We start from the raw sequence: 13,103 nt of genomic DNA on the forward strand, positions 1-13,103 counted from the left end.
CGAAGCCGTCAGCCGATCTGCGTACCCGTCGCGGACAACGCCTCCGTCACCGGCTGGAAGAACGTCTCCCCACCGGAGGTGCAGTCACCACTGCCACCGGACGTGAGCCCGATCGCGCTGCTCCCCGAGAACAGCGACCCACCACTGTCCCCCGGCTCCGCGCAGACATCGGTCTGGATGAGCCCGTTGACGATGTCGCCGTTGCCGTAGTTCACGGTCGCGTCCAGACCGGTCACCGACCCGTCGTGCACCTGGGTCGTGGACCCGCTTCGGGTGACCTCCATCCCGACGGTGGCCTCCGCCGCGCCCGATATCTGCTGCGCGGACCCGTTGTAGAGGTTCACCTCGCTCGGGTGGTCCACGTCCGCGGTGTACTTCACCAGGCCGTAGTCGTTGTCGGGGAAGCTGGAGTCCGCGTTCTCACCGATCTCGGTCCCGGAGGAATCCGACCAGTTGGTGATCCCCTCGGTGCAGTGCCCGGCGGTGAGGAAGAACGGCTCGCCGCCCTTGACCACGTTGAAGCCGAGCGAGCAACGGCCGCTGCCGCCGGTGATGGCGTCACCGCCGGCCACGAAGGTCCTGAACTCCCCCTTCGTCCGCTTGAGTTCGGTCGTGCCGTCCAGCCCGTCGACGACCTTCGTCAGCTTGGCCAGGTCGGCACCGGTGACCGTACGGTCCGCGGTGACGACGACCTTGTTGGTCGCGGGGTCGAGCGCCCACGAGGTGCCGGGGATGGTCGCGTCCTGCTTCAGCGTCGTACGGGCGCTCTTCAGGTCGGCGAGGGAGTTCTCGACGACTCTCGCCCTGGCGCCCGCCGACTCGACGGTCTCGGCCGCGGCCTCGTCGAGCACGTTCACGACAAGGCTCTTGGCCTTCGCGTCGTAATACGTTCCCGCCGCGTCGCCGCCGAGGTCCTTGCCGAGTGTCGAGGCGAGCTTTCCGGCCGCCGCGACCGAGAGGACCTTCGGCTCCGGAGCGGGCGCGTTCTCACTCGCGTTCGCACTCTGCAAGGTGAGTCCACCCGCGACGAGTGCGGCGATGCCCGCGCCGGCCGCCACGGCCCGTCGCCTTGGTATGCGTCGGTGCTTCAACTTGTGTCCTCCTGTGGGGGGTCGGACGCGGCGGTAGTGGGGACCAGCGCGCCCGAAAGGTGTGTGGCAAGGAGGGACGACTCATAAAAAAAGCCGCGTCCATGCCAACGGACACCGACCACTATTCCGAGGCCGCACCGGGGCACACAAGGTCGACTTCAGGACGCGCGCACCAGAACCGACGTGCGCCCCCGCATGGTTGACGCGCGTTGACAAGAACGCCGTCCCACCACGTCGATCCCCATCGCAAATACTACGAGCGAGTAACCAGCGCCCCTCTGTGAGGTCTAGTCCTGTCTTGAATTCGACCCTCGGGAGTCCGGATCCAGCGGCGCCTCGGCGGCCGGGAGTTGCTCCTGCATCGATTGCTGCCACTGGGTCAACAGCTGTTGCGCCTGAGCCGCCAGCTCAAGGGCCCGGTGCGGCGCCTGATCCGGAGCCGGGTCCGCCGCCCCGTCCAGGGCCCGCTGCGATTCGGACAGCGCCTGTGGTGACTGCTGCGGCTGCGGCGCCGGCGGCGACTGCGCGTGAGCCGTCCCCGGGTGGGCCGGGTGGGCGGGGTGGGCCGGCTGCGGCCCGTGCCCCGGCTGGGCCCGCTCCAGGAACCGCAGCAGCTCGACCGGGAAGGGCAGCACGAGCGTGGAGTTCTTCTCCGCCGCGACCGCCACCACGGTCTGCAGCAACCGCAGCTGGAGCGCGGCGGGCTGCTCCGACATCACCCCGGCGGCCTCCGCCAGCTTCTTGGAGGCCTGCAGTTCGGCGTCCGCGTTGATGACCCGGGCCCGCCGCTCACGGTCGGCCTCCGCCTGGCGCGCCATGGACCGCTTCATCGTCTCCGGCAGCGACACGTCCTTGATCTCGACCCGGTCGATCGAGACACCCCACTCCACGGCCGGACTGTCGATCATCAGCTCCAGACCCTGGTTGAGCTTCTCGCGGTTGGAGAGCAGATCGTCCAGCTCGCTCTTGCCGATGATCGAACGCAGGGAGGTCTGCGCCATCTGCGAGACCGCGAACCGGTAGTCCTCGACCTTGATGACCGCGTCGGCGGCGGACACCACCTTGAAGTAGATGACGGCGTCGACCCGCACCGTGACGTTGTCCCGGGTGATGCCGTCCTGCCCGGGCACCGGCATCGTAACGATCTGCATGTTGACCTTCTGGAGCCGGTCCACGAAGGGCACGATCATGGTGAATCCCGGGCCACGCACCCCGGATCGCAGTTTTCCGAGCCGGAGCACCACTCCGCGCTCGTACTGTTTGACGACTCGGGCCGCTGCCATCCCGTACACCGCTCCGACGGAGGCGAGTGCCACTCCCGCCGTCACCAGCTCCTCGACCACGACGACCCCCAGGGTCCGTAACGGGCGCACAAGGTGTGTACTTCGACGGTAACTCCGGCGCGCGGGCGAAGGGGAGATGGAGGACTGAGGTGCCTGGCGGGATACGGATGCGGGACGGACGGCGGCTGGCGTTCGAGGAGTGGGGAGACCCCCACGGCACGCCGGTGGTGCTGCTGCACGGCACACCTGGCTGCCGGACCGGGGTGGTGCCGCAGGACATGATCGAGGCACGCCCCGACGTGCGGTTCATCGCGTACGACCGTCCCGGGTACGGGGATTCGGACCGTGGCCCCGGCCGACGGGTGGCGCAGGCGGCACGGGACGTGGCGGCGCTGGCCGACGCCCTGGAACTGGGCCCGTTCGCGGTGCTGGGCCGGGCGGGCGGCGCCCCGCACGCGCTGGCCTGCGCGGCGCTGCTGCCGACCCGGGTACGGCGGGCCGCCGCGCTGGCGAGCCTCGCGCCGCCCTCCAGCGAGGGGCTGAACTGGTTCGAGGGGATGGCGGAGTCCACCGTCGAGGAGTTCACCCGGGCGCTGACCGACCCCGTGGACTTCGCGGAACGGCTCGCCTCGCGGGCCGCCGAGATCCGGACGGACCCGGCGCGGTTCCTCGCGTCGATCCGGGACGGCCTCACCGAATCCGACCGGCGGATCGTCTCCACGCCGGCCGTGAGCGACATGCTGTTGCGCAACTACCGGGCGGCTCTGCGCACTTCGGCGTACGGGTGGCTCGACGACAATCTCGCGCTGCTGAGCCACTGGGGCTTCGACCCGGCGCGCGTCACCCGGCCCGTGCTGCTGTGGCACGGCGCCGAGGACACCTTCTCCCCGGTGGGCCATTTCGAGTGGCTGGCCCGGCAGATCCCCCGCGCCCGCCCCGTCCTGGACCCGAAGGGCGGTCACTTCTCGGCGCTGGAGGCCCTTCCCGACGTACTGGACTGGCTGTGCGCGACGCCGAGGACCGACGCCTGAGCCGGCGCGGGACACACGAGGACGAGGACGAGGACGGGCCCCCGCACCGCGAACGGTGTGCGGGGGCCCGTCTGCTGCTGGCTGCAGGTCGGACCGTACGGACAGGATCTACTTCGACACGTACCGGTCAGTAGACGCTGACGCCGTAGGCACTCAGGGCCTCGGTGACCGGCTGGAAGAACGTGGTGCCGCCGGACGTGCAGTTGCCGCTGCCGCCCGAGGTCAGACCGTAGGCGACACCGTTGCTGCCGTACATCGCGCCACCGGAGTCGCCGGGCTCGGCGCAGACCGTGGTCTGGATCATGCCGTAGACGACGTCGCCGCCACCGTAGTTGACGGTCGCGTTCAGGGCGGTGACCCGTCCGGTACGCGTGCCGGTGGTGGAACCGGTGCGGATGACGTTGGTGCCCACGGCCGGCGTGGCGGCGCTGGTGATGTCCACGCTGCCTGCGGTGCCCGACTTGGTGACCGAGGTGTTGGTGTAGCGCACCAGCCCGTAGTCGTTGGTCGGGAAGCTGGAGCCGGCCGTCGAGCCGAGGGTGGTCGTGTGCCCCGAGTTCGACCACCAGGTGCCGGCGCCGTCGGTGCAGTGACCGGCGGTCACGAAGTAGTCGACTCCCGAACTGCTGCGGACGTTGAAGCCGAGCGAACAGCGCCAGCTACTCGCATAGATGGCGTCGCCGCCCTTGATCAACTTATTGATCTTGCCCGGGGTGCTCTTGATCTGCAGGGCCCCGGCGTTGGCGCCCGCGGCCTGCTTGATCTTCGCGATCTCCGTCTTCGAGACCGTGCTGTCGACCGTGACCAGGACCTTGCCGGTCTTGGCGTCGGTCGCCCAGGCGGTACCGGGCACATCGGCCTTGAGCACCGCGGAGTTGGCGCTCTTCAGCTGGGTGGTGCTGAACGTCGACGCGTCGTTCGCGTTCGCCGCGGGGACGGTGAATGCGGCCGCGGCCACGAGTCCGGTGGTCACGGCGATCAGCCGGGTCCGTCTCGCTATGCCGCTCTGGGGGGTGGTGCGCTTGGTCCTCACTGTTCGTTCCCTCCAAAGGGAAGTCGGGGGCCCGCGTGGGGTCGGGGCCCGTGAGGCGCACGCCAGAGGCAGAGTGTCCGGATTCCGGACACGCCGTGCTCCTGACAAGGCGCTGGGGGGAGTATTTGGCCGGGCGCCCGAAGGACGCAAGGGCGCCTTTCGGCCGTACGGCCTTCAACTTACGTACATCTCAGCGACGTTGATCTCCGCGCTCTCCGGCCGCAATCTCCGCGCCCAGGGTATTCCGCGGCGGCGGGCACGGGCAGACGAAGGGGTCCGCGAATACGCACGGCGGGAGCAGGGCCCGATGGAGGTCCACCGTCGTGCGCGCCCCCGCGCGTCGGGCTCCGCGGGGCGCGGGAAACGGAAGCGACAACCGCCGTACCCCCTGGCGGAAGCGCCGAAGACGCCCACAGCACCCCGGCACCGACCGGCGCGGGTGGCACGAGGTGCCCTAGGGTCTGTCTGACAATTCCCGTCGTCGCCCGTAGGGCGGCTGCGCGGCGTCAGGTGCGTGCTCTCGGTGTGCCGGGCGTAGAGCCTCGTACTGGACGTACTTGGCTCTGCGCCCGGTGCGGCGAGAGTGCGTGCATGGCGTCGCGCGGCAGACGGGAATTGTCAGACAGACCCTAGGTGCCGCGGAACGCCTGCCGGGCAGGTGAGGCCGGGGCTAAGTCGCGTACACCCCGGCCGTCGGCGGCACCGTGCCCCCGTCGACGGGCCGCCGACCGCCCATCGTCCGGGGGTGGCCAGAATTCGCCCCTCCGGATGACCTTCGATCCCCGTACGTATCGGCCTTTCCAGGGCCGGTCCTTCCCTACTGGCTCGTGCAACCCGAGGTGTGCGCGCGGGGTCGCGCCCGTGCGGTCCGCTCGAAACGCGCCACGCTCCCGGAGACCGTCCGCCACGCCGGTCCGTACGGTCATGACGTTCCCTCCGCCATGGCGTACCGGTGACTGGGCCGGTCGAGCCCAGATGCTCGCGGAGCGTGCTGCCCGGATAGAAGGTGCGCAGGAGCCCGCGGTGCTGCAGGAGCGCGGCCGTGCCGTTGACCAGACGTTCCAGGTCCCGGCGGGGTTCGACCGGGGTGAGGTGGAAGCCGTCGGCGGCACCGGTCCCGTGCCAGGCGGCGATCAGTTCGGCGAGGTCGACGGGCCCGCCGCGGTACAGCGGGCCCCGCGCGGTCTGCCGCGGGCCTCCCCCGCCGTGGCCCGGCGCGGCCACGGCGGGGCGCCGTCAGCGTCGGCGGCTCGCCGCCCGGCACCAACTACCTGGAGGACGGCAAGACCCTCGCGGGACAGGACGTCGACCTCGCGGACGCCGTGGCGAAGACACTCGGGCTGCGGCTCAGGCGCGAGGCCGCGAGTTTCGAGGCGATCCTCCCGGCCCTGGACAGCGGCAAGTACGACGTGGGGGTCGGCAACTTCGGTGTCACCGACGAGCGCCGCGGGACCATCGACTTCGTCACCTACATCAACGACGGCCGGGGATTCGCGACCCGCGAGGACAGCGACCCGGACAAGGTCACCGACCTCGCCCAGTTGTGCGGGCGGAACGCGGCGACCGGAGCGGGCACCACATTCGAGGCCACGCTGGAGGAGCAGGAACACATGTGTGCTCCGACGCGGGCGAGAAGGCGTACAAGGCGCAGACGTACAGCGAGCAGGGTGCTCTGTGGTCCTCGCTGCAGCAGGGTCGCAGCGATGTGGTGATGAGCACGATCAACGGACTTCGCTATGCCGTCTCGCGGCAGGAGGGGCTGAAGTTCCTGAACAAGTTCCACCGGCTCGATGTGGGGTTCGCCTTCAAGAAGGGCACGGAGTTGGCGCCTGCCGTGCGGGCGGCCGTGAACGAGCTGATCTCCGACGGGACGTACGCGAAGATCCCTAAAAAGTGGGGCGCGACTGGCTCGGCGATCGCCAAGTCCCGGATCTCACCACCCGAGATCAAGGGCTGAACCTGCGGGAGCTCGCCCCCGCGGCCCCTACCTGTTCCCGACCACGCATGGAGGCTCCGCCCCCTCGCCCCCGTTTGCGCAGTTCCCCGCGCCCCCAGGTGCCTGGGGGCGCGGGGAACTGCGCAGTCTTTTGGGCCGGCCGGAGCTGACCCGCACCAGCGATCAGCAGTCGCAAGAGCAACCGTCGCAACAGCAATCGCACCCGTCACAGCAGTCGCAGCAGTCGCAACACCCATCGCACCCGTCGCAGTTGTCGCACCGCTGACAAAACCCCGGCTTCTGCTCCCCCGACCATGGATCGTGGTACTCCCCGCAGCACAGCTGGCACGTACAGGCCAGTCCCATCCACACCGCGCACCCCGCGAGCAGCCCCCGCCGCCGGTCGCGCCGCGGCGGCTCGGGCGGCGCGTACGGGTTGCCGTGCGACGTGCCGTGTGACGTGCCGTGCGAGCAGGACGCCGTTCCGAACACCCGGTCCACCGAGTTCCGCAGCTCGTGCACGAGCAGCACGTGCGCCAGCTTCGCGTCCGTGAACTCCACGTCCCGCAGCGCGAGCCGTATCCCGTGCAGCGCGTCGTCGGCGAGCCGCCGGGCCTCCGCCGGGGATGCCCCGGTGGCCGTCAGCGGATTCCAGGCGCCCGCCGCGGCATCGGCCGCCCGGTCCTCCACCGCGTCCAGCAGATGGGCGAGCCTGCCGAAGAGCCGGCCGGCCTCGGCGAGCGGTGCCGCGTTGGCGGGCCGGCCGGCCAGGACCGCGGTGTGCGCGAAGGCCGCGGCGGTCGCGGACTCGGTCGGCTCGGTGACGGTCAGCAGCGGCGTGCCGATCCCGGCGAGCGTCTCGATGCCGACCTGCCGGTCCACGGCGTCGACCAGCACCGCGGTGTCGAACCCGACGGCCGAGCCGGTCCTCGCGCCCGCCCGGCTCCAGTTCGTGGCAACGCGGCGCGCCGCGAGCGCCACCGGACGGCGCGCCAGCAGCCCGTCCCCGTCGGCCAGGTGATCGCGCATCTTCGCCGAGGCGAGCACCAGCGAAACGGCGGCGGCGAGCCGTGCGCCCTCACCCTGAGCTACCGACGCGCTCCGCATTCCGCGCAGCGGACACGGCCCCGCGGTACGCCGCCATTCCGTTCCCGGTGCGGCCTGAGCCTCCGTCAGAACCGATATCAGCAAGCCGTCGTAGTTGGTGACGACTCGCGCGAACTGCCCGTGATCCCCGCGCAGCGCGAGACAAAGCCCGCACAAATGCGCCATCCATTGGGTTTTGAGGTTCTCTCCCAGCCGGTGACGGCAGGGCCTGACGATTCCGAACACGACGATCCCCCGTGGTGTGTACGACGTTGAACTGCGGCATCGTGGGGCGGCTCGTTCACCCGTACGCTCCAGCCGTCACCCGTCCGCCGCGAAGAATCATATTTCACTCACAGTCAGCAGCGGTGTACCGCACGACCCTTGGGGTACGCGGCCTCTCGACGTATTCGCTGTGCACCAGTACCGTCACGAAACCCCAGCGCGGCGTCTATCCCCTTGGCGCGACATCCGCATCATGCACGACCATGGGGATGCGGAAAGAAGAAAGACCGCTGTGAGAGGAGGCGTCCATGGGATCGGTGCGCAAGGCGAGTGCCTGGCTTGGCCTCGTCGACGACAACGATGACGAGCGTTACTACGACGACGACTACGCCGAAGGATCCGAGACCGGGAGCCGGGAGGTCTGGGTCACGGATCCTCGGGTCAAGGTGGCATCGGAGGCCGCCGAGGAGAAGGGCCGCCGGATTGGCACGGTCACCCCGGACAGCTTCCGGGACGCCCGTGGCATCGGTGAACTGTTCCGCGACGGCGTGCCCGTCATCATGAACCTCACGGCCATGGAGGCCGCCGACGCCAAGCGCGTCGTCGACTTCGCGGCCGGCCTGATCTTCGGCCTGCGCGGCTCGATCGAGCGCGTGTCGAACCGGGTCTTCCTGCTGACCCCCGCCGACACGGAGATCGTCAGCGGGGAACCGGCCGCCCGTCGCACGGACGGCTTCTTCAACCAGAGCTAGGCAAGGCGGCTCACCGGGTCCGTTCCCCGGCACCGCGGTGAGAGCGTCCCGCCGCGGGCCCTACCGGAACGCGTCGAGACCGGTGAGCGCCTTGCCCAGTACCAGTTGATGCATCTCGACGGTGCCCTCGTAGGTCAGCACCGATTCGAGGTTCGTCGCGTGGCGCATCACGGGGTATTCGAGCGAGATCCCATTGGCGCCGAGGATCGTCCGTGCGGTACGGCAGATGTCGATCGCCTCCCGTACGTTGTTGAGCTTGCCGAAACTGACCTGTTCGGGACGGAGCCGTCCCGCGTCCATCCGCCGGCCCAGGTGGTGGGCCAGCAGAATCCCCTTGTGCAGCTCGACCGCCATGTCGGCGAGCTTGGCCTGGGTGAGCTGGAATCCGCCGATGGGCCGCCCGAACTGCTCACGCGTCTTCGCGTACTCCACGGCCGCCTCGAAACTCGCCCGCGCGGCCCCCATCGAGCCCCAGACGATCCCGTAGCGGGCGTGGGACAGACAGCTGAGCGGCCCCTTGAGGCCGGTGACCTCCGGCAGTACGGCGTCGGCGGGCAGCCGTACGCCGTCGAGGACCAGCTCGCTGGTGACCGACGCCCGCAGTGACCACTTGTGCTTGATCTCCGGTGCGGAGAAGCCGGGGAGGTCGGTCGGCACGACGAACCCGCGGATCCCGTCGTCGGTCCGCGCCCAGACGACGGCGACGCCCGCCACGGATCCGTTGGTGATCCACATCTTGCGTCCGGTGAGGATCCAGTCGCCGCCGTCCCGCGCGGCGTACGTGCGCATGCCCGCGGGGTCGGACCCGTGGTCGGGCTCGGTCAGCCCGAAGCAGCCGATGACCTCGCCGGCCGCCATCCTCGGCAGCCAGGCCTGCTTCTGTTCCTCGCTGCCGAACCGGTGGATCGCGTACATCGCGAGCGAGCCCTGCACGGAGACGAGCGAGCGGATGCCGGAGTCGGCCGCCTCCAGTTCCAGACAGGCGAGGCCGTACTGCACGGCGGAGGCCCCGGCGCACCCGTAGCCGTCGAGCGACATCCCGAGGGCGCCGATGCCGCCCAGCTCCCGCGCCAGTTCCCGGATCCCGGCCAGTTCCCCCCGCTCGTACCACTCGGCGACATGGGGCAGCACCCGGTCCGCGGCCCAGGCCCGCACGGTGTCCCTGACCGCCAGGTCCTCCACGCTCAGCAGATCGTCGACACCGAGCGGATCGGCGGGATCGAACGGCGGCAACTTCGGGGACATGGGGCCTCCGGTACGAGTACGTAAAACTAGCAGTGGTAGCCACGGACGGTCCCCGACGTTACGTCGAGGCGCACCGCACGTCCAGAACCGCACGCGAGCCACTGTCCCGCGGCCACCGGGGCGGGGATACCCGCAGGGTGCAACCCCCCGCACGGGCGGTGTGAGCGGGAAAGCCCCGTACGCGAGCCACGACGCACCCTCAGCGCACAGACTCCACCCGCACGGGCGCACCGGCCCCCGCCTCCCGAGGCCCCGGCACCTCCGCCCGGGAGGGCTCCGCGCACTCCATCGCCCGCGGCAGCCGCAGCGCCATCGCCGCCCCCACCAGCAACAGCCCCGCACTGACCACCAACGTCACATGCAAGCCGTGCACGAACGCGTGCCGCGCGGCGGACCGCAGCGCCTCCCCCGACCCCCCGCCGAGCCGCGCGGCCACCTCGTACGCCTCCCCCAGCGAATGCCCCGCCGCGGCGGTGTCGCGCGGAGGCACCCCGGAGACGGACGCGAGGCCGGGCGCGTACGCCGCGTTCATCACGCTCCCGAGGAGCGCGATCCCGATCCCCGCCCCGAGCTGGTACGAGGTCTCGCCGATCGCCGCCGCCCCGCCGGCCTGTTCCGGCGGAGCCTCGCTCAGCATCGACTCGTACGCGCCGAAGAGGGTGACCTCAAGGCCGAAGCCGAGCATCACGAACCCGGTCAGCAGCAGCGGGGCGTTGTCCTCGGCGCCCATCGCCGTCAGGGTGACGACCGCGGCGGCGGTGAGGCAGAAGCCGGCGCACACCATGGTCCGCGGCCCGAAGCACTGCAGCAGCTTCGCCCCGGCGAGCCCGGCGGCCATCGCCGCGACGGTGAGCGGCACCAGCCGCAGCCCGGTCTCCAGCGGGGAGAGGCCGAGGACGAGCTGCAGATACTGCGCGGCGATCAGTTCGAGTCCGACCAGCGCGAGCATCGCCAGCACGATGCAGCCGACAGAGGTGCTGAAGGCGGGCCGGGAGAACATCGTGAGGTCGATCAGCGGATGCCGGCGGCGCCGCTGCCGCCGTACGAAGGCGACGAGCAGCCCGGCCCCCGCCAGCAGCGGCACCGCCGTGAACACGCTCAGCGGGTCCTCGCCGCCGCCGAGCCGCTTCACACCGAGAACCACGCCGAAGAGACCGGCCGCGGCCATCAGCGCGCCGACGACGTCCCACGGCCCGTCGCGCTCGCCCTTCGACTCGGGCAGCAGGAGCCGTCCGACGGGCAGGCTGACGAGCATCAGGGGGATGTTGATGAGGAAGACCGAGCCCCACCAGAAGTGCTCCAGGAGGAATCCGCCGAGGAGCGGTCCGACGGCCGCGCCCACCGCGGCGACCGCGCTCCAGACGCCGATCGCGAGGGCCCGCTCGCGCCGGGCGGGAAAGACCTGCCGCAGGATGGACAGCGTCGCGGGCATGATCATCGCGCCGCCGACGCCGAGCAGGGCGCGCGCCGCGATCAGCACCTGCGCGCTGTCGGCGAGGGCCGCGGCGGCGGACGCGACGCCGAAGAGCGCGTATCCGAGGAGGAGGACGCGTCTGCGGCCGATCCGGTCGCCCAGGGTGCCGAAGAGGATGAGGAGCGAGGCGCAGACGAGCGGGTAGACGTCGACGATCCAGAGCAACTCTATCGCGCCGGGCGTGAGGTCCTCGGTGACGGCGGGCACGGCGACGTGGAGCACGGTGGCGTCGACGGCGACCAGGAGCAGGCTGACGCACAGCACCACAAGGACGACCCAGCGGTCTGCACCGGCCCCGGTCTCCCGACGGCGACGCGCGGCGGCCGTGGTCGTCCCGGACATGTACGTACCTCCCAGATGTTCCCTCGCGTTCGGCGATCCGCTGGGTGGGGACTCCCTGCGGCTGCGGCTCGGGAGGAGCGGTGTCCCGGCCCACGCAACAAAGGCGAGTGGGACGTCAGAGTACGCGAGTTGTTCCTGGCGTCGGGTGGCGGACCTCTCACGTTCTCCCGGGACACGTGTGGCGTGCGCCACGCCGCTCCCCGCCCGGCCCGGTGCCCGCGCGCGCCCCCGCCGGGGTCCACGGCCCCGGGCCCCCTCGATAATCGAGCCCGTGACCGATCTTGAGACGCCTGCCGCGCCGCCCCGTCCGGGGCCGTCCTGGCGCCGCGCCGCGCCCGCCCTCCTTGGGTACGCGGCGGTGCGCGCGCTGGGCCTGGTGGTGCTCGCGGTGTGGAGCGCCGCCCGGGACGAGAGCTGGCTGCGGCTGCTCTCGTCCCGCTGGGACTCCCTCTGGTACACGAGGGTCGCCGAGCTCGGTTACGGCTACGAGGTGCGCCTGCCCAACGGCGACGTGCACTCGAACCTGGCCTTCTTCCCGCTGCTGCCCTGGCTGGAGCGGGCGGTGTCGGCGCTCTTGCCGCTCTCCCCCGCACACGCGGGCCTGCTGGTGAGCTGGACCGCCTCGCTCGCGGCGGCCTGGGGGATCTTCGCGGTCGCGGACCAGGTGTACGGCCGCCGGGCCGGGGTCTGCGCCGTACTGGTGTGGGCGGTCCTGCCGATCGGGATCGTGCAGTCGATGGCGTACAGCGAGTCGCTGTTCACGGCGCTCGCTGCCTGGTCGCTGTACGCGGTCCTGACCGGCCGCTGGCTGACCGCGGGCCTGCTGGCCTCGCTGGCCGGGCTGACCCGGCCGGTGGGCGCGGCGGTCGTTGCGGCCGTGTGGGTGACGGCGATCGCCTCTTTCGTACGGGAGCGGAGTGTGCCTGCCGAGGACGGCGCGTCCCGGTGGCGGCGCGCCCTGTCGATGCTGGTCGCGCCCCTCGGCGCGGCGGGATACGTCCTGTGGGTCGGCCGTCGCACGGGCGGGGGCCCGCTGGGCTATCTCGACGTCCAGGCGGGGTGGCGCAACGGCTTCGACGGTGGTTACGCCTTCGCCCGCTTCGTCGCCGACAAGTTCACCTCGTTCCCCTCGGCCCTGGCCGGGCTGGCCCTGATCGCGGGGGTCGGCCTGCTCGTACGGCTGTACGTGGTCTGCGTACGGCAGCGGCAGCCGTTGCCGCTCCTGGTGTACGCGGGGGTCGTCGCCGCTCTCGCGCTGTGCGCGTCGAGCTATTTCGGCTCGAAACCACGCCTTCTGCTGCCCGCCTTCCCCCTTCTCCTGCCCCTCGCCCTGGCCCTGGCGAGGCTGCGGACGTCCAGGTCCGCGTGGGTGCTGGGCGCTGTGGCGGTGGTGTCGGCGGCGTACGGCGCCTGGTGGCTGAACGGGAGCGGTCCGCCATGATCACTCACGGTTGCCGGTGAGCGCCCGGAGAAGCGCGCGCAAGCATTCGGTGAACGAATTTGAAAGCGCCATAAAACTCCGCTCCGGAATGATCAATCGAATTGAAGGAAGAGCGGACGGGGGATTCCATAATCCACGGCGATAAACCCCCTTCTGAGAGCAAT

Annotated in this window: 10 protein-coding genes and 2 pseudogenes; 4 read left to right on the forward strand and 8 right to left on the reverse strand. The window is 70.8% G+C overall.

Going from position 1 to position 13,103, the window contains the following annotated elements; translation table 11 throughout:
* Window positions 1-8: 8 nt before the first annotated feature.
* On the reverse strand, window positions 9-1,091 hold the full coding sequence (locus K3769_RS07140) for a S1 family peptidase (RefSeq protein ID WP_267025600.1): 1,083 nt from the start codon (window positions 1,089-1,091) through the stop codon (window positions 9-11).
* A gap of 287 nt (window positions 1,092-1,378) precedes the next feature.
* Window positions 1,379-2,434 carry a slipin family protein gene (locus K3769_RS07145; RefSeq protein ID WP_267025601.1) on the reverse strand — a complete coding sequence of 352 codons (1,056 nt, stop codon included), beginning with the start codon at window positions 2,432-2,434 and terminating at the stop codon, window positions 1,379-1,381.
* A 107-nt stretch (window positions 2,435-2,541) separates the two neighbouring features.
* Here K3769_RS07145 and K3769_RS07150 point away from each other — a divergent pair, with 107 nt between their 5' ends.
* Complete coding sequence (locus tag K3769_RS07150; protein ID WP_282566463.1) at window positions 2,542-3,405, forward strand: alpha/beta fold hydrolase; 864 nt, start codon at window positions 2,542-2,544, stop codon at window positions 3,403-3,405.
* A gap of 127 nt (window positions 3,406-3,532) precedes the next feature.
* On the opposite strand, the gene K3769_RS07155 is transcribed toward K3769_RS07150, so the two are convergent.
* The 3 genes and pseudogenes from K3769_RS07155 to K3769_RS07165 all read right to left on the reverse strand — a co-directional run.
* Window positions 3,533-4,438, reverse strand: a complete 906-nt coding sequence (locus K3769_RS07155) for a S1 family peptidase (protein WP_267025603.1) — start codon at window positions 4,436-4,438, stop codon at window positions 3,533-3,535.
* A 190-nt stretch (window positions 4,439-4,628) separates the two neighbouring features.
* Window positions 4,629-4,865, reverse strand: a complete 237-nt coding sequence (locus K3769_RS07160) for a DUF1684 domain-containing protein (protein WP_267025604.1) — start codon at window positions 4,863-4,865, stop codon at window positions 4,629-4,631.
* A gap of 530 nt (window positions 4,866-5,395) precedes the next feature.
* Window positions 5,396-5,659 (reverse strand): annotated as a pseudogene (locus K3769_RS07165) (LLM class flavin-dependent oxidoreductase); the annotation flags it as partial.
* Between the two features lie 23 nt (window positions 5,660-5,682).
* Here K3769_RS07165 and K3769_RS07170 point away from each other — a divergent pair.
* Window positions 5,683-6,395, forward strand: a pseudogene (locus K3769_RS07170) (ABC transporter substrate-binding protein); the annotation flags it as partial.
* A gap of 162 nt (window positions 6,396-6,557) precedes the next feature.
* On the opposite strand, the gene K3769_RS07175 reads toward K3769_RS07170, so the two are convergent.
* On the reverse strand, window positions 6,558-7,706 hold the full coding sequence (locus K3769_RS07175; RefSeq protein WP_267025605.1) for a DUF5685 family protein: 1,149 nt from the start codon (window positions 7,704-7,706) through the stop codon (window positions 6,558-6,560).
* 287 nt (window positions 7,707-7,993) lie between these two features.
* Between K3769_RS07175 and K3769_RS07180 the strand changes: the two genes are divergently transcribed.
* A complete protein-coding gene (locus K3769_RS07180) occupies window positions 7,994-8,437 on the forward strand; it encodes a cell division protein SepF (protein ID WP_217459371.1) in 444 nt (147 codons plus the stop codon).
* A 60-nt stretch (window positions 8,438-8,497) separates the two neighbouring features.
* Here the strand turns inward: K3769_RS07180 and K3769_RS07185 are convergent, their stop codons facing one another.
* Window positions 8,498-9,682 (reverse strand): acyl-CoA dehydrogenase family protein, encoded by a 1,185-nt coding sequence (locus K3769_RS07185; protein WP_267025606.1) that lies wholly within the window; start codon window positions 9,680-9,682, stop codon window positions 8,498-8,500.
* Window positions 9,683-9,881: 199 nt separating this feature from the next.
* Window positions 9,882-11,498, reverse strand: coding sequence for an MFS transporter (locus K3769_RS07190; protein WP_267025607.1), 1,617 nt, complete (start codon window positions 11,496-11,498; stop codon window positions 9,882-9,884).
* 271 nt (window positions 11,499-11,769) lie between these two features.
* On the opposite strand from K3769_RS07190, the gene K3769_RS07195 reads away from it, so the two are divergent.
* Entirely contained in the window at window positions 11,770-12,939 is a 1,170-nt protein-coding gene (locus tag K3769_RS07195; RefSeq protein WP_267025608.1) for a glycosyltransferase family 39 protein, read from the forward strand.
* Window positions 12,940-13,103: the final 164 nt, after the last annotated feature.

The organism is Streptomyces ortus (assembly GCF_026341275.1).
Taxonomy (GTDB): domain Bacteria; phylum Actinomycetota; class Actinomycetes; order Streptomycetales; family Streptomycetaceae; genus Streptomyces; species Streptomyces ortus.